The following is a 15,680-nucleotide window of genomic DNA, read 5'->3' as shown; positions in this document are numbered from 1 at the left end:
CGCCGAACACAACATTCCAGAATGGCCCCCGACCACGGTCGAGGGCCATTCTGCATTTCGAAACCACCCACACCACACCCACGAGTATCCGACGAACGCGCGCGCATTCGCGACGATCCGGGCCTGGACCTGGATGCGGGCAGACGACGCGACCGCGGATCGCTCTTACGAGCGCAGACGCGCGCGCATTCGCCGTCCGCGCGCACAATCGCGCCCCGACCAGACACCAATTCCCGCGCACCCGACGAACGCGCGCGCATTCGCTTACAGCCCAGGCCTGGACCTGGATGCGGTCAGACGACGCGACTGCGGATCGCTCTCACGAGCGCAGACGCGCGCGTTCGCTATCCGCGCGCACAATCGCGCCCCGACCAGTCACCATTCCCCGCGCACCCGACGAACGCGCGCGCATTCGCGACGATCCGGGCCTGGACCCGGGTGACCGGCTCGCGTTCGTCACTCCGCGCGCTGTCGCAGGCAACCCAGACGCGTCGACCCGCACACCGCCGCCCCGAACTGCCCCGGAGCGTTGGCCCCGACACACACGCGCGCGCGTTCGCTATCCGCGCGCGGAATCGCACCCCGACCACTCACCATTTCCCGCGCACCTGACGAACGCGCGCGCTTTTGCGAAGAGCGAGGCCAGAGCCAGGTGCCGGCGCGCGGTTGCGGGCTCGCAATTATCACCTCGACTCAGGGGACCGACGCTAGGTACGAGTTGTTACCGGGCGGCGCCCCGGGCGTCGTCACTGTGTGGGTCTCGCGTTATCGCAGAGAGGGCAAAGTCGACGCGAATCACCGGCTGCGCCAGGAGAATTGGTGGACAACAACTCCTTCGTCGTCACCCGTTCAATTTAATCGGTGGAGTTCGTCGCTGCAGCCGTGCATGATCGTGGCACAGGCACATCGCAAAGACCGTGGAGGTGGACAATGGCAGCAGGCGCGATTTCCGTGGGCCGTCGATTCGTCTATACGCGGCTTGCCATGGTTGCCGATCATGTTCTCTGAGTGAGCCTTCGGCAGAATCGGTCGGTTCATGCCGACGACATGCAGCAATCGATCCAATTCTTCGCCGCACAGCAATGCTTTGTGCTCGGCGTCCACTCTTGTTGTAGGAGAACAGATGTACCACTACGAACAGATCCTGAACGAACATCGACAACGCGTCGCGCGGGGTGCGCAGAACTACGAACGGCGTCGGGTCGCGGCGGAGAGAGCTGCCGAAGCAACTGTTGCAGAAGAGATTTCATGTGACGGTGAGGCTGCGGAGGGCATGGCTTCGAAGGACTGCGAATCGGAATCCGAGATCAGCGTCGAGGTGATGTCGTCCCGTCGCTGACGGTCAGAGGACGGTCAGATGTGAATAGCGATCGCCCGCGGCTGCGATGAAGTCGCGAACGAACCAGCACGCGGGGACAACGCGCAGACCCTGCGTGCTGGTGTCGTCGAGCGCGTATTCGGTGAGGGCGGCGGCAAGTCCTCGGCCGCGAAACTGCGGAAGCGTCACGGTGTGATGAAACGTTCTCGATCCGTCCGATTCGAGGTACTCCGAGTAGCCTGCCAGCTCGGAATCGACATGGATCTCGAACCTGTGGTCAACAGTGTCGTGGGTGATCTTGACCGGCATGGTGGTACCTCCTGGCCGAGTTTCGGTGCCACCACGGTAACCGGCACTGCTCCGGTGGGGCGTTCTGCGGTTACTCGAGCAGGCATCGACGCAGTAGGGTGAGGGAAACCGAGTCGTGCCAGCGCCACCCGTCGCAACACCGCTCTTCATAAGTACGGGGCGCTCTCGAGGCTGAAGGTGGCAATCCGTGGAAGACACATCCGACCGGGGAATCAAGGCATTCATCCGAACCGTCGCTCAGCGCGGTGGACGTGCGGAGCGGCTGACGACGTCGCGTCGTAATCCCGTGCAGGTCTGGTCGATGGACGGCACGTCGTCGTGCATAGTTCGAGTTCGATCGAAGGTGACGGGTGATTGGAAGGCCCGCAGGCAGGACGAATCGCTCGAGAGTGACGACACCGGATCCTCGTATTGGGTGTTCGTCGATCTCGCGAACGAAGAGCCGCGTTTCTACATGGTGTCGTCGGAAGAGATGGCCACCGACATTCGCGGAGAGGTCGACCTCTGGGTCCAGGATTCGCCACTGCGCACCAGGACCGGGCATCACGCAATCGCGGTGGACCGAGTGCTGCACGGCAGCGAGCGTTGGGACCTGCTGGGTCTGAGCTCGACGCTGGACACGACGATCGATGTCGGCCCCGAACAGACGTGGGTACGTACTCCCCGGGTGAAAGCACCCCGTAAGTCGGCCAAGGCGGCCTTGGAAGAAGAAGTGATCGACAACCGAGTACGCGTGGTCGCCGATTGCGAGGGCTATCGGCTGAGCGGACGCTACGATCCCGAAACGCAGCGACTCGAGATCACCGCAGGACCGATGGAAGGCCGACGGTTCGACAATCCTTCCGTCGCTGCCAGTGCGGTAGCAACGCATATCAGTGGTGATGTCGAAGAGCGGGACGGCTGGCAGTTCTGGCAACTGGACACTCCGGATCGTGCTCCGCTGGGATCGTTTCAGTAGAGAACCACAGCTCGGGACTGTGTAGTTGTGACTCCTCATCAAATCGCCTTTTCCGGTCAAAACCGGAGAAAGGTCCGATTAATCTGGCTCTGGTAGGACGAGCTCCCTGTTTTAGCCCCTGGGTCGAATCGATGTTCGAGAGTTCGTCCGATCATCGAAATTCGGGTACCAGCGAGCTCAACGGTCGACAGTGCGAGGGGTGCTGTCGACCGTGGGGAGAGGTCTTCACCATGGAACATTCCTTCCGGACGGGCTCCGCCCATGCGTCCCGCTTCCTGTTCCTGATCGCCCAGTTCGTCGATCGCAGGATCCCAGCCGAGTTCTTCTCGGCTCAGTTCCGCGAGCTGCAGAACACCCAATCCACGTATCTCGATGCCGACGTCTCTTCGGTCATCGGAATGCTGTCGGTCGACGTCGGCGCGTACCTGGGCGACGTCGAGGTCCGAGGGGTGGACTACATCGACTCCGAACAGCTCTGGCTGGCCGCCGGACAGGCGTTCCGTGATCTCATGACGGTCCAGTCCGAGCACTTCGAACGTGAGGCCGGGTGACGGCAACCGTCATCGTCACCGGAATCGATCACGATGCCGCAGAAGGTCTTCGAGCCGAAATCGTCTGTGGGTGCCGCGCATTTCGATCGGTAGATCGCCTGCATCGGCCAACCGTCTGACATAGGTGTCCGAAACACCGAGCACCTCGGCAGCGTGCGAGGTGGTCAGCAACTCGTCGACGGTACCGATTGCCACCGCCCGGCCGGTCGCGAGCTGGGTGAGAAGTTCCAACACCGCGCTGCGTGTCGCGTCGTCGAGTCGGACCTCCGAACCGCCGATCCTGATGTCGACGTCTGACCCGGTGCGCTCGTGAACGACCGCCGCCAGCGAGGTGGCCGATCGCGAATCGAGGGCAGGCATGACGAATCGGAAGTCCATTCGTCCAGGATAGGAGCGAGCGAACGCGGCGCTACGCATAGGCTCGAAGCACCCATCATGTGAGGAGCGTTCAGTGCCGCAGTTGTTGCACCTCGATTCGTCTGCCGACCCGGTCCGCTCGACCAGCCGTCGGGTCACGGCCCGCTTCTCTGACGCCTGGCATGGGATCGGCACGGACCACTCGGTGATCCATCGAGACCTGCACACGAGTCCGCTGCCGCATCTGCCCACCTCCGCGCTGCATTGGGCACCTCATCTGCGAACCGCAGACGAAACCGTGGAGCCCTCTGCCGAGGCGCTGCAGGTGGAACTGATCGAGGAATTGATCTCTGCGGACGTAGTGCTGATCGGTGCGCCGATGTACAACTGGTCGATTCCGTCGACCCTGAAAGCCTGGATCGACTACGTACACGTTCCGGGCATCACCGTGCCGTTCGACAGTGACACCGCACCCCTCGTCGGCAAGCCCGTGGTCGTGGTGACCAGCCGGGGAAACGACTACACCCCCGGTACGGACAACGCGTCCGCCGATCACACCACTGCACAACTGCGTCAGGTGCTCGAAGTTGCGCTGGGAATGGAGGTTCACTTCGTTCCGGTCGACTTGACGCTCGCCGAGCGGGTGCCCGCACTCGCGCCGCAGATTCCCAAGGCGCAAGCCAATCTCGAGGCGGCGTTCTCCGCCGTCGACGATCTCGCGCTGCGATTGGGTGGGACAACTGCCAGGTGAGGGCCCAGTAGCCTGGCGAAGTCCGCTCGAACGGCCAGACAACGACACCACCCGAGGTCGGCGTCGTTATGTCGGTCAGAGCGTCGACGCGCTGAGCAGAACGTCCATCAGCTGCTTCTCGACCGCTGCGAACTGCGGCGTCGTGACGATCTCGAGCCCGCGTGGGCGGGGTAGCGTCACCTCGACCTGGCGTCGAACGTGGGCGGGTCTGGGGGAGAGGACGATCACGCGATCGGAGAGGTAGACCGCTTCACGGATGTCGTGCGTGATCATCAGTACCGTCCATCGAAACTCCGACCAGACCTGCTGCAACCAGGCCTGCATGTCGCTTCGCGTCAACGAGTCAAGCGCCCCGAAGGGCTCGTCGAGCAGCACTACCGATCGACCCTGCACCACCGTGCGCAACAGCGCCGCTCGCTGGCGCATACCGCCGGAGAGCTCGAACGGCCTGGCCGACTCGTACCCGTCCAGGCCGAAGACCGGAAACAGCTCGCGTGCCCGCGCACGCGCCTCCTTCTTGGCGACGCCCTGCACTTCGAGACCGAGGGTGGTGTTGTCCAATACCGAACGCCACGGAAACAGCAGATCCTTCTGCGGCATGTAGGCGCACGGCGGTACCCGAACCGTGCCGGAATCGGGTCGGTCGAGCCCGGCGAGCATGTTGAACACAGTGCTCTTGCCCGAGCCACTGGGACCGATGATCGATACGAACTCACCAGGCTGCACCCCGAACGAAATACCGTCGAGCACAGGCTTTTCGCCGAACGACTTGGTGAGATCGCGAACATCGACGAAGGTGTCGGGGTCAGACATGAAGACCCACCGAACCGTGACGCGCCCAAGGCGCGACGAACCGCTCCACCACAAAGGTGGAGACGAACAGGACCACACTGATCACGGCCGTCACGGCAACCGCGGCGAGAACCAGATCGGTACGAAACGAGTTCTTCTGTTGACTCATGTAGATGCCGAGCCCTGCACTGGCTCCGGCATATTCGGCAAAGATCGCGCCGACCACGGCGTAGGTGATTCCGATGCGAAGAGAGGTGAAGAACCGCGGAAGCGCCGACGGTAGCCGCACGTATCGAAACTGTTGCCAGCGCGATGCTCCCATGCTGGCCAGCAGCGATCGTGCGTCTCGATCGGCCGCCGCGAAACCCTCGATGAGCCCGATGGCCATCGGGAAGAACGTGGCCAGTGCGATCACCAGGATCTTCGGAAGCAGCCCGAAGCCGAACCAGATGATCAGCAGCGGCGCGATCGCGATGATCGGGAGCGTCTGCGATACGACGAAGAGGGGAACGAACGCGCGCCGCAGCCACGGCGAGAAATCCACCGCGATGGCCAGCAACCACGCCAGGGCGAGGGAGACCGCGAAGCCGACGAGGGTCACCTGCAGGGTCGCCGCTGCGTTCTCGGCGATCGCGTCGCGCTGCGCCCAACCCTGGACCACCACGCGGCTGGGGGACGGCAGCACCTGCGGCCGGATGCCGCTGATCTCGACATAGATCTGCCAGGCGGCGATGAGTAGGACGACGACGGTCAGCGCGGGCCACGCCCACCGCAGCGAGGCTCGGATACCGCTGAACGAGTAGGAACCTCGGTCAGCGGCTACCGACTCATCGATCGCCGAGGTAGTCATTGGTGAAGTAGGTCGACCAGTCCGGCTCCGCAGTCAGAGGCGCGCCGTTCTGATCGGCCAGCACACCGCTGTCGTAGAGGAATTTCGAGTACGCGGCCCACTTGTCGAGGCTCTGTCGTCCTACCTCGCCGTTGGAGTCCTTCATGTACTTCGCGGCGAGCATCTCCTGGCTCTCGAAGACGAGCGATTCGTCGGTGAAGGTTCCCGGGTTGGCGTCGATCAGATCCTGTGCGGCCTTGTCCGGATCGTCGGCAGCGAGCTGGTAGCCGCGCTGCAGTGCCTGCACGAACTTCCTCGCCTCGTCCGGGTGGGCGTCGAGCCACGGTTCGTTGCCGCTGATCGTGATGGCGTAGGCGTCGGGAAATCCATAGTCGGTGTAGTCGAAGTACTTCATCGGAGTTCCGCTGTGCTCGGCCTCGATGCCTTCCCACGCGAAGTAGGAGACGGTGAAGTCGGCGGTACCGGAGTAGACCGCCTCGTACGCCGATGTGCCCAGTACCACCGTCTCGTATTCGCCTGTGCCGCCGTCGTTCTTGATGACCTGTTGCAGGCCGGCCTGTTCGCCGGACTCGCCGAAGCCGGCATAGACCTTGCCGTCGAGTGCTTTCGGGCTCGGGATGTCGTCTCTGTCTGCACGAACTCCGATACCGGTCGCCCAGTGCTGGAGCGGCGCGAGGACCGAGACGGTCTGCGCGCCCGCCGAGGTGGCGAAGACGCCCGAACTCTGTGTGCTGATTCCGAACTCGGCGTTTCCGGCATCGACGAGAGTGTCTGCCGCGGTGTTGTTGTACGGGAGGATCTCCACGTCCAGACCTGCGTCTGCGAAATAGCCCTCTTGCAGGGCGACGTACAGGCCGGTGTGGTTGGTGTTCGGCGTCCAGTCGAGGGCGAACCGAATGGTGTTCGAGTCCGTCGAGTCCGAGCACCCCGCCAGGCCGGTCGTGGCAACGACTGCCGCCGCCAACGCGGCGAGAATCCGAGTGGTTCTCATGCGTACACCGCACTCTCGGCCAGGGGCCATGGGGTGGGATGTAACGCGCTGTCCCAGAACATCAATTCGTATCTCGATGCCACGACGAAGGCGTCGATCATCTGTTCGCGCTGCGTCGGCGTCGCGGCCGCTGCGGCGTCATCGACGAAGGCTCTGGCGGCGTCGACGATGGCATGGAATTCCGGCGCATCGTACGCGGCCACCCACTGCGCGTACGGATGCTCGGGATCTCGATCGAGAACAGCCTTCGCTGCACTGGCGAGTGAGCGACCGACGTCGGCGTAGATCCAGAAGCACGGCAGAACAGCTGCTGCCGCAACAGGATACGGTTCGGTCGCCGCCGTCGCGGTCAGGTAGGACGTGTAGCCCAGGCATGCCGGTGAGGGCTCGGGCGTCCGGGGCGACGGGGGCAGTGCTCCACCGTTCAGCATCGCTTCGTGCGATGCGGCTTCGTCCATCGCACTCGCGGCGGCGCTTGCCCAGAACGCGCCGACGGCCGGGTTCGGTGCGTGCGCTGCCAGCAGTGACAGCGATTTGACGTATCCGCCCAGATAGAGCGAGTCCTGTTCGAGGTACCGACGGAACGCATCGAGCGGAAGCGTCCCCGCCCCGAGGAGCCGAAGAAATTCGAGGTCGTCGATCGCCCGTCGAATGTTCTCGGACGCATCCCACAGTAGATCGGTGAAGCGGACCGGGTCCGCAGATACAACAGGCGTCATCGCCTTGACATCCCTTCGTCAGCATTACCTGCATCAGGTTCGGCGGGTTTGATCTCAGCATCCGCATCGGCGGACACACCCCGTGTCAGAACGACAGTGACAGTAACACCGGTCACTCGATGGTGCTGCTGTTGCCCCTGTATCTGCGGTCCGGCATCACCCCAGCATGTCTTCTAGCTCCATACCCTTGGTCTCCCGGATCTTGGCCTTGACGAAGAAGAACGAGAGCGCGGCGAACAACGCGAACCCTGCGTAGATCACCCACAGACCCACAGACGACGTCAGCGGCGGGAAAGCAAGCGTGACAGCGAAGTTGGCCATCCAGTTGGCTGCGGTACCGATGCCGAGTGCCATGGCGCGCATGCGGTTGGGGAACATCTCACCGAGCATGACCCACATGATCGGACCCCAGGTCGAGGCGAAGAAGATGACGAACAGATTGGCCCCGACCAAGGCGATCGCACCCCACGGAGCGGGCAAGGTGACGTTGTCGCCGCTGCCGGTCGCTTGCGAGAACGCCACCGACGCCATGACCAGTCCGCCGAACATGCCGATCGAGCCGGCCATCAGCAGTTTGCGCCTACCGATACGGTCGACGAACAGGATCGCCACGAACGTCATGACGACGTTGATCACCGCGGTGATGACGGAGGTGGTGAACGACTGATCCTCGGTGAAACCGACCGAACGCCACAGAGTCGTCGAGTAGTAGAAGATCGCATTGATGCCGACCAGCTGCTGCAGCACAGCCATGGTGATGCCCACCCAGACGATGGGTTGCAGGCCGAACTTCGGACCGCGAATGTCGGCGAACGACGAACGCGACTCCTTGCGCAGCGTCAGCCTGATCTCGTGGATGCGCTCGTCCGGGTGCAGTTCCCCGGTGATCTCGGCGAGGACTCGGGCTGCTTCCTCGTCGAGATGCTGACCGACGAGGTAACGCGGAGACTCCGGGATCAGGGTGGCCAGCAACCCGTACACGAGAGCGGGAACCACGCCGACCAGGAACATCCAGCGCCATGCCTCGATGCCGAACCACAGGTCGTTGGACGCGCCGTCGGCTGCGCCGGCGAGAAGGGCGTCGGACAGTAGAGCGGCGAAAATGCCGATGGTGATGGCCAATTGCTGGAGCGAGGCCAAGGAGCCGCGCCATTTGGCCGGAGCGATCTCGGCGATGTAGGCCGGGGCGATCACCGAGGCGATGCCGATTCCGAGGCCACCGAGTACGCGCCAGAGCATGAGGTCGGGGACGCTGAAGGCCAATCCCGAACCGATCGAGGAAATGACGAACAGGGCCGAGCCCAGCAGCATGACTTTCTTGCGTCCCCAGCGGTCTGCGAGGCTGCCGGCGAACCAGGCACCCACTGCGCACCCGATGAGCGCGATCGCGACCACGAAGCCTGTGGTGAACGAACCGAGGAGGAAGTGATCTTCGATCGAGTCGACAGCGCCGTTGATGACCGAGCTGTCGAAGCCGAACAGGAATCCGCCCACAGCAGCGGCGATGCTGACGCCGATGACCTTCGCTGTGTGGCGGTCCGAGGTCTGATTCATGAGTGATGCACCTTCCGGCCGCGCGCACAGGCGTCGGCCGCTGGGGAGACCGTACGGCAGGGATTGTCGTACCGTCCCCGGACATTACGCCTGGTTGTTTGCCGCGCGAACGAGACCGTCAACGAAGGTCGAAATCGTCGTCCGAGACGGTGAAACCGTGGCCTACCTGATCGGTGCACGTGACCCCGGTCTGCTCGTCGACGCTGCACTGGAGGCCGTTGGTGGAGCCACTTCCGGGGATTGTGAGCACTTCGCCGTACGGCAAGGCCGCCGCAGGGCCGTCGAAACGGTGGAACTTGGGATCACCCAAGCTCTCGAACTTCGCCGCAGACCCGGCAATCAGCTGCACAGCGTTGGGTTTCACCGCCGTTCCCGACGCCCCGCTGCCGGGAACCTTGGGTGCCGAGTCAGGCAGTGACCCGTGGCATCCGGCGATCGAGGACTCGAGCACGGCGATACCGCACTCGAATTTTCCGCTCGGGCTCGTGAAGTAGTACCAGCCGGGTGCTTTGCCCGCGTAGTCCTGCGGTTTTGCCTGGGCTGCAACAGGACTCGTCGGTGCCGCCGTGGTGGACGTCGGCGTGGTCGTCGTTGGGGTGGACGGTGATGCCGGCGCGGCGGAGGTGACGGAGGGAGCCGTGGTGATCGGGGTGGGGCGGTCTGTGATCACGGTCGCCATCGGACCGTTGCCTTCCCCGCTCGAGCCGCAGCCTCCGAGCAGGCACGCCCCGACGATTGCCACTGCGGCACATCCGATTGTCTTCATCGTCGGTTCCTTCGCTCGCGGGCGTCGACGCTGTGCGTATCGTCGCCGAGGGGATGGTTGATGTTGGTACGTTGGGCAACGACCGAAGGGGAGGTTCCATGGACACCGCGTCTGACTCCGCTGCGTCCGATTCCACCGTGCTCGTGAGCACGCCCTACGGCGACGTTCTCGGCTATCCGGTCGCTGCCGATGCGTCGCCGATCGTGGCCTGGAGGGGTATTCCCTACGCGACGCCACCGGTGGGCAAGCTCCGGTTCCGTGCGCCGCGTCCGTTGCAGCCCTGGTCGGGGGTGCTCGACGGCCTCGAGTTCGGTGCGATGGCTCCGCAGGGTCGCGACAGTCCGGTGCCGATCGATCCGTCGCTGTCGATTTCCGAGGACTGTCTCACGCTCAACATCTGGGCCCCCCGTCCTGGCGCGGAACTGCGGCCGGTGCTGGTCTGGATCCACGGCGGTGCGTACTCGCTCGGTTCGTCCGCCCAGCGGGTCTACGACGGGAGGAACCTCAGCGAGAACGGCGACGTGGTGGTGGTGACCATCAATTTCCGGCTGGGCCCGTTCGGGTTTCTCGACCTTTCCTCGTTCTCCACCGACGAGCACACGTTCGAGACCAATTTGGGGCTGCGAGATCAGATTGCCGCACTGCAATGGGTCCGCGAGTGCATCTCTGCGTTCGGCGGCGATCCCGATCAGGTGACGGTGTTCGGTGAATCCTCCGGGGGAGCGTCGGTCACCACGTTGATGACTTCTCCCAAGGCCGAGGGGCTGTTCCAGCGAGCGATCGTGCAGAGCGCGCCTGCGACCTCGGTGTACGGCCCCGATCGCGGAGCCGCGGTGGCGTCGAGATTCCTCGAGTTGGTGGGCGTCGACCGGAAAGACATCGGCGAATTGTTCGACATGCATTTCACCAGGCTGGTCACCGCCGGCGACACGCTCTGTTACGAGATCCCGACGACAGTTCCTGGGACACTTGGTCTTTCGCCGGTCGTCGACGGCGATATCGTTCCGCGTTATCCCGTGGCTGCCTTCCAGAAGGGGCTCTCGCACAAGATCCCGTTGATCATCGGCACCAACCACGACGAGCCCTCGATCTTCCGATTCATGAAGTCTCCGTTGATGCCGATCACCTCGGACACCGTCTCCGAGATGTTCCGCGCCATCGCGCACGACCACGCGGATCTGCCGGCCTATCGTGTCGCCGAAATCATGGCGGCGTATCCGGACAGGGACAAACCCGCTGGAGCACAAGCTATTTCGCGGGACGCAGGATTTCTCATGCCCAGTCTGTGGATCGCCGACGCGCACAGCAGGCATTCGCCGACATGGATGTACCGATTCGATCATGCGACGCCGATGCTCAAGGCCGCACGGGTGGGAGCGGGACATGCGACCGAGCTGCCGTACGTCTTCGGCAACTTTGGAACGCTCAACCGAGACCCCACCTTCTGGCTCGGTGGCCGAAAGCCCGCAATGGCGGTGTCCGCGCGGATGCAGAGACGCTGGCTCGCTTTCGCGCGGTACGGTGTCCCCGCCGCGCTCGATGCGTCCAAGCATTGGGCTCCGTACACCGAGAAGACGCGCTGGACGCTGGTGATCGATGCATCCGACACTCTCGTCGACGACCCCGACGGTGACATGCGCGCGGCGTGGGGCGACCGCGTTCTCGGGTTCAGCTGACACGTCGTCCATGCAACGGAGTCGTTCCGCAGGCTCCACTCCTGCGCGTTCTGTCGCACGGACGTGGCTGACATGAATCGAACGTAACAGCAAGAACAGTGGTCGCTCGAGTCACACCGGTAACAATTGGATGTCAGCGCGCGGGAGTGGAGCCTGCGGAATGACCTGATCAGGCGGGTCTGTCGGTGGGGGCGGTTATGTTCGATGTGTGTTGATGTCGAAGATCGTCGAAACGTCCCGCGCAGTATCGGCGACGCGTTCGCGCAAGATCAAGATCGGGCAGATCGCTGCCCTGCTCGCCGAGGCCGAGACCGACGACATCGAGCCCGCTGTGTCGTGGCTGTCGGGGGAATTGCCGCAGGGGCGGATAGGAGTCGGCTGGCGCACCCTGGCCGATCTCGACGTGGCGGCCGCTGCCGACTCGACGCTGACGGTTGCCGAGGTGGACGAGGCGATATCTTCGGTCGCGGCGACGTCGGGGGCCGGTTCTGCTGCTCGGCGGGTAGCGATACTGACCGACCTGTTCTCGCGCAGCACAGCCGAGGAGCGTCGGTTTTTGATCCGGCTCGTCACCGGCGAGCTGCGTCAGGGCGCGCTCGAAGGAATCATGGTCGACGCTGTTGCCGCGGCCACGAACCTGCCGCAGGCACCGGTGCGTCGCGCATTCATGCTCTCGGGTCGTTTGACTGCGACGGCCACTGCCGCCATCAGCGGTGGCGTCGACGCGCTCGATGCATTCCGGCTCGAGGTCGGTCGACCGGTCCGGCCGATGCTTGCCTCTCCCGCGGAGTCTCTACACGCTGCCTGGGAACAGTTGTCCGGCGACCTCACCGTGGAATACAAGCTCGACGGTGCGCGAATTCAAGTGCACCGCTCCGGAACCGACGTGAGCATCTACACGCGAACCCTGCGCGACATCACTGCGAGTGTGCCCGAGCTGGTGGAACTGGTCCTCGCGCTGCCGTGCGATTCGGTGGTCCTGGACGGCGAGACCCTCGCGCTCGATGACAGCGGACGGCCGAGACCGTTCCAGGAAACGATGAGTCGGTTCGGTGCCGAGAGTGCACACGCGCTGCTGCTGCAGCCCTACTTCTTCGACTGCCTGCACCTCGACGGCGTGGACCTGCTCGATGCCCCGCTGGAGCAGCGCCTCGCCGCACTGGACCGGGTAGCGCCAGGGCACCGAATTCCGAGTGTCGTTCGGCCCGATGCGGACGCAGCAGCGGCCCACTTCGACGCTGCACTCGACGCCGGGCACGAAGGAGTCATGCTCAAAGCGCTCGGTGCGACGTACGCCGCAGGCCGCCGCGGAAAGAGCTGGCAGAAGGTCAAACCCGAACACACCCTCGACCTCGTCGTCCTCGGAGCCGAGTGGGGATACGGGCGTCGCACCGGTTACCTGTCCAACCTGCACCTCGCAGCTCGCGATCCCGACGGCGGTGACCCGATCATGGTCGGTAAGACATTCAAGGGCCTGACCGACGTTCTGTTGCAGTGGCAGACCGAGGAATTCCCGAAACACGAGCGCGAGCGCGACGAGCACACGGTGTACCTGCGTCCCGAGCTGATCGTCGAAATCGAACTCGACGGTGTGCAGGTCAGCCCGCGCTACCCGGGCGGCGTGGCCCTGCGATTCGCGCGAGTGCTGCGGTATCGCCCCGACAAGGACCTCGCCACCGCGGACGCCATCGACGCCGTGCGCGCACTCCTTCCACACTCGTGAAAACAGTCCCGACGATTAATACATACGAAACCGGCCGAACGACCCCGTAACACGGCGCAAAATATTCTCGAGGGTGCAAGCCAGCGAGAGATGGAGTGCCAATGATGTCCACAGTTCGAGCTGCTCTGGTCCAAAGCAAGTGGACCGGTGACAAAGAATCGATGATCGCGGCACACGAGGGGTTTGCTCGGTCCGCCGCCGAGCAGGGCGCGAAAGTCGTCTGCTTCCAAGAACTTTTCTACGGTCCGTACTTCTGCCAATTGCAGGACGCGAAATTCTACGAATATGCCGAATCGGTACCTGGGCCTACCGTCGACCGTTTCGCCGCACTGGCGAAAGAACTCGGCATCGTGATGATTCTGCCCGTGTACGAGCAGGAACAGCCCGGACTTCTGTACAACACCGCTGCCGTGGTGGACGCCGACGGCACCTATCTCGGCAAGTATCGAAAACACCACATCCCCCACGTGAACGGATTCTGGGAGAAGTTCTACTTTCGCCCCGGCAATCTGGGGTGGCCGGTGTTCGACACCGCGGTCGGGCGTATCGGTGTCTACATCTGCTACGACAGGCATTTTCCGGAAGGTTGGCGGGCGCTCGGTCTTGCCGGTGCCGAAGTCGTCTTCAATCCGTCGGCCACCTCGCGTGGATTGTCGAACTATCTGTGGAAGCTCGAACAGCCCGCGTCGGCCGTCGCCAACGAGTACTACGTGGGCGCGATCAATCGAGTCGGAATCGAATCCGAATACGGTGACGACGACTTCTACGGGACCAGCTATTTCGTGGACCCCGAAGGCAAATTCGTCGGCGAAGTGGCGTCGGATACGGAACCCGAAATAATCGTGCGTGACCTCGACATGGACCTGCTCAAGGTGGTACGCGACCGGTGGGCCTTCTATCGTGACCGCAGGCCCGACGCATACGGACCGCTGGTGCAACCCTGATGGCCACCACCTTCGTGCACGGCGGAACCGTGGTATCCACCACCGGCGCACAGGAATTGGATGTGCTCATCGACGGTGAGAGCATCGTCGCCGTGCTGGCACCAGGATCGGTCTCCCTGGCCGCAGACCTGAAGACCTCGGCGGACGTCGTCGTCGACGCGACCGGCAAATACGTCATTCCCGGTGGGGTCGACGGACACACGCACATGGAGATGCCGTTCGGCGGTACGTTCGCCTCCGACACCTTCGAAACCGGAACGCGCGCAGCCGCATGGGGCGGCACGACGACGATCGTGGACTTCGCGATTCAGACACCCGGTCAGCGCGTCCAGGACACTCTCGCGCAATGGCACGACAAGGCCGCGGGGCAATGCGCTGTCGATTACGGCTTTCATCAGATCATCGGCGATGTCACCGACGATTCGCTGAAAGCCATGAGCGAGTTGGTATCCGAGGGCGTCACCAGCTTCAAGCTGTTCATGGCCTATCCGGGCGTGTTCTACTCCGACGACGGCAAGATCCTGCGCGCGATGCAGTCCGCCGCCGAAACGGGTGCACTGCTGATGATGCACGCGGAGAACGGCATCGCGATCGATGTACTCGTCGCTCAATCGATCGCGCGTGGAGACACGGCCCCGTACTTCCACGGCACGTCGCGGCCGTGGCAGCTCGAGGAGGAGGCGACGCATCGAGCCATCATGTTGGCCAATGTCACCGGTGCACCGCTCTACGTCGTACACGTCTCGGCCAAGCAGGCCCTGGAACAGATCGCGCATGCCCGGGGCAACGGGCAGAACGTGTTTGCCGAGACATGTCCGCAGTACCTCTATCTCTCGCTCGAGGAACAACTCGGTGCACCGGGCTTCGAAGGTGCCAAATGGGTCTGCTCGACGCCACTGCGGTCGCGAGCCGAGGGACATCAAGACGAGTTGTGGCGGTACCTGCGCACCGGTGACGTGGCAACCGTCAGTACCGATCACTGCCCGTTCTGCATGAAGGACCAGAAGGAGATGGGTGTCGGCGATTTCTCCAAGATTCCCAACGGGATCGGTTCGGTGGAACACCGCATCGATCTGATGTTCCAGGGAGTCAAGAGCGGCAAGATCACGCTCGAGAAGTGGGTCGATGTCTGCTGCACCACTCCGGCCAGGATGTTCGGGATGTATCCGAGGAAAGGCGTCATCACTCCGGGTGCCGACGCGGACATCGTGATCTACGATCCGAACGGACACACCAGCATCGGCGTCGACAAGACCCACCACATGAACATGGACTATTCGGCGTACGAGGGTTTCGAGATCGACGGGCATGTCGATACCGTGATCTCGCGTGGCCGGATCATCGTCGACGGTGGATCCTATTCCGGCACTCCGGGACACGGCCGATTCGTCCGACGCGACCTGTCTCAGAATCTGATCTGA

The 15,680-nt window shown here is 63.5% G+C and carries 16 protein-coding genes and 1 riboswitch; of the genes, 8 read left to right on the top strand and 8 right to left on the bottom strand.

All coding sequences use genetic code 11. The annotated features are described in order from the left end of the window. The first annotated feature begins 1,123 nt into the window (after positions 1-1,123). Entirely contained in the window at positions 1,124-1,339 is a 216-nt protein-coding gene (locus tag R3P95_RS25635; protein ID WP_317549876.1) for a hypothetical protein, read from the top strand. A 3-nt stretch (positions 1,340-1,342) separates the two neighbouring features. On the opposite strand, the gene R3P95_RS25630 is transcribed toward R3P95_RS25635, so the two are convergent. Continuing rightward, positions 1,343-1,627 carry a GNAT family N-acetyltransferase gene (locus R3P95_RS25630; RefSeq protein ID WP_068048422.1) on the bottom strand — a complete coding sequence of 95 codons (285 nt, stop codon included), beginning with the start codon at positions 1,625-1,627 and terminating at the stop codon, positions 1,343-1,345. A gap of 187 nt (positions 1,628-1,814) precedes the next feature. On the opposite strand from R3P95_RS25630, the gene R3P95_RS25625 reads away from it, so the two are divergent. Both R3P95_RS25625 and R3P95_RS25620 read left to right on the top strand, forming a co-directional pair. Further along, positions 1,815-2,585: a hypothetical protein gene (locus R3P95_RS25625; RefSeq protein ID WP_094688133.1), complete on the top strand. Its 771-nt coding sequence runs from the start codon at positions 1,815-1,817 to the stop codon at positions 2,583-2,585. 230 nt (positions 2,586-2,815) lie between these two features. Continuing rightward, complete coding sequence (locus R3P95_RS25620) at positions 2,816-3,136, top strand: homoserine dehydrogenase (protein WP_068048442.1); 321 nt, start codon at positions 2,816-2,818, stop codon at positions 3,134-3,136. Between the two features lie 15 nt (positions 3,137-3,151). Here the strand turns inward: R3P95_RS25620 and R3P95_RS25615 are convergent, their stop codons facing one another. Next, positions 3,152-3,514: a helix-turn-helix domain-containing protein gene (locus R3P95_RS25615; protein ID WP_149408076.1), complete on the bottom strand. Its 363-nt coding sequence runs from the start codon at positions 3,512-3,514 to the stop codon at positions 3,152-3,154. 73 nt (positions 3,515-3,587) lie between these two features. Between R3P95_RS25615 and R3P95_RS25610 the strand changes: the two genes are divergently transcribed. Continuing rightward, the gene (locus R3P95_RS25610; RefSeq protein ID WP_317549875.1) at positions 3,588-4,244 is read left to right on the top strand and encodes an FMN-dependent NADH-azoreductase; all 657 of its coding nucleotides are present in this window, start codon (positions 3,588-3,590) and stop codon (positions 4,242-4,244) included. A gap of 75 nt (positions 4,245-4,319) precedes the next feature. Here R3P95_RS25610 and R3P95_RS25605 read toward each other — a convergent pair whose 3' ends face one another. The 6 genes from R3P95_RS25605 to R3P95_RS25580 all read right to left on the bottom strand — a co-directional run bounded on the left by R3P95_RS25605 (position 4,320) and on the right by R3P95_RS25580 (position 9,916). Further along, the gene (locus tag R3P95_RS25605; protein WP_317549874.1) at positions 4,320-5,057 is read right to left on the bottom strand and encodes an ABC transporter ATP-binding protein; all 738 of its coding nucleotides are present in this window, start codon (positions 5,055-5,057) and stop codon (positions 4,320-4,322) included. Beyond that, positions 5,050-5,886, bottom strand: coding sequence for an ABC transporter permease (locus tag R3P95_RS25600; RefSeq protein ID WP_317549873.1), 837 nt, complete (start codon positions 5,884-5,886; stop codon positions 5,050-5,052). Before R3P95_RS25600 ends, R3P95_RS25605 begins: the two co-directional genes overlap by 8 nt. Beyond that, positions 5,864-6,877: an ABC transporter substrate-binding protein gene (locus tag R3P95_RS25595; protein WP_317549872.1), complete on the bottom strand. Its 1,014-nt coding sequence runs from the start codon at positions 6,875-6,877 to the stop codon at positions 5,864-5,866. Before R3P95_RS25595 ends, R3P95_RS25600 begins: the two co-directional genes overlap by 23 nt. Further along, positions 6,874-7,596, bottom strand: a complete 723-nt coding sequence (locus R3P95_RS25590; RefSeq protein ID WP_317549871.1) for a TenA family protein — start codon at positions 7,594-7,596, stop codon at positions 6,874-6,876. Before R3P95_RS25590 ends, R3P95_RS25595 begins: the two co-directional genes overlap by 4 nt. Then, positions 7,590-7,689: riboswitch (TPP riboswitch) on the bottom strand. It overlaps the preceding gene by 7 nt. Positions 7,690-7,752: 63 nt before the next feature. Next, complete coding sequence (locus tag R3P95_RS25585) at positions 7,753-9,150, bottom strand: sugar porter family MFS transporter (RefSeq protein ID WP_317534184.1); 1,398 nt, start codon at positions 9,148-9,150, stop codon at positions 7,753-7,755. 118 nt (positions 9,151-9,268) lie between these two features. Further along, entirely contained in the window at positions 9,269-9,916 is a 648-nt protein-coding gene (locus R3P95_RS25580) for a hypothetical protein (RefSeq protein WP_317549870.1), read from the bottom strand. A gap of 98 nt (positions 9,917-10,014) precedes the next feature. Here R3P95_RS25580 and R3P95_RS25575 point away from each other — a divergent pair, with 98 nt between their 5' ends. The 4 genes from R3P95_RS25575 to hydA all read left to right on the top strand — a co-directional run bounded on the left by R3P95_RS25575 (position 10,015) and on the right by hydA (position 15,680). Beyond that, positions 10,015-11,592 carry a carboxylesterase/lipase family protein gene (locus R3P95_RS25575; RefSeq protein ID WP_269595602.1) on the top strand — a complete coding sequence of 526 codons (1,578 nt, stop codon included), beginning with the start codon at positions 10,015-10,017 and terminating at the stop codon, positions 11,590-11,592. 208 nt (positions 11,593-11,800) lie between these two features. After that, positions 11,801-13,315 (top strand): ATP-dependent DNA ligase, encoded by a 1,515-nt coding sequence (locus R3P95_RS25570; protein WP_317549869.1) that lies wholly within the window; start codon positions 11,801-11,803, stop codon positions 13,313-13,315. 104 nt (positions 13,316-13,419) lie between these two features. Continuing rightward, entirely contained in the window at positions 13,420-14,259 is an 840-nt protein-coding gene (locus R3P95_RS25565) for a nitrilase-related carbon-nitrogen hydrolase (RefSeq protein WP_317549868.1), read from the top strand. Next, the gene (gene hydA, locus R3P95_RS25560; RefSeq protein ID WP_317549867.1) at positions 14,259-15,680 is read left to right on the top strand and encodes a dihydropyrimidinase; all 1,422 of its coding nucleotides are present in this window, start codon (positions 14,259-14,261) and stop codon (positions 15,678-15,680) included. The genes R3P95_RS25565 and hydA overlap by 1 nt, the downstream gene beginning before the upstream one ends.

It is taken from the genome of Rhodococcus cercidiphylli (assembly GCF_033042225.1).
GTDB lineage: Bacteria > Actinomycetota > Actinomycetes > Mycobacteriales > Mycobacteriaceae > Rhodococcoides.
Note: the sequence above shows the minus strand (reverse complement) of the source record. Positions and strands in the feature narration are given on the sequence as shown.

Coding starts and splice junctions, on each gene's coding strand:
- R3P95_RS25635 (WP_317549876.1), top strand. CDS start 1,124: ATGTACCACTACGAACAGATCCTGAACGAACATCGACAACGCGTCGCG.
- R3P95_RS25630 (WP_068048422.1), bottom strand. CDS start 1,627: ATGCCGGTCAAGATCACCCACGACACTGTTGACCACAGGTTCGAGATC.
- R3P95_RS25620 (WP_068048442.1), top strand. CDS start 2,816: ATGGAACATTCCTTCCGGACGGGCTCCGCCCATGCGTCCCGCTTCCTG.
- R3P95_RS25615 (WP_149408076.1), bottom strand. CDS start 3,514: ATGGACTTCCGATTCGTCATGCCTGCCCTCGATTCGCGATCGGCCACC.
- R3P95_RS25605 (WP_317549874.1), bottom strand. CDS start 5,057: ATGTCTGACCCCGACACCTTCGTCGATGTTCGCGATCTCACCAAGTCG.
- R3P95_RS25600 (WP_317549873.1), bottom strand. CDS start 5,886: ATGACTACCTCGGCGATCGATGAGTCGGTAGCCGCTGACCGAGGTTCC.
- R3P95_RS25595 (WP_317549872.1), bottom strand. CDS start 6,877: ATGAGAACCACTCGGATTCTCGCCGCGTTGGCGGCGGCAGTCGTTGCC.
- R3P95_RS25590 (WP_317549871.1), bottom strand. CDS start 7,596: ATGACGCCTGTTGTATCTGCGGACCCGGTCCGCTTCACCGATCTACTG.
- R3P95_RS25585 (WP_317534184.1), bottom strand. CDS start 9,150: ATGAATCAGACCTCGGACCGCCACACAGCGAAGGTCATCGGCGTCAGC.
- R3P95_RS25580 (WP_317549870.1), bottom strand. CDS start 9,916: ATGAAGACAATCGGATGTGCCGCAGTGGCAATCGTCGGGGCGTGCCTG.
- R3P95_RS25575 (WP_269595602.1), top strand. CDS start 10,015: ATGGACACCGCGTCTGACTCCGCTGCGTCCGATTCCACCGTGCTCGTG.
- R3P95_RS25565 (WP_317549868.1), top strand. CDS start 13,420: ATGTCCACAGTTCGAGCTGCTCTGGTCCAAAGCAAGTGGACCGGTGAC.
- hydA (WP_317549867.1), top strand. CDS start 14,259: ATGGCCACCACCTTCGTGCACGGCGGAACCGTGGTATCCACCACCGGC.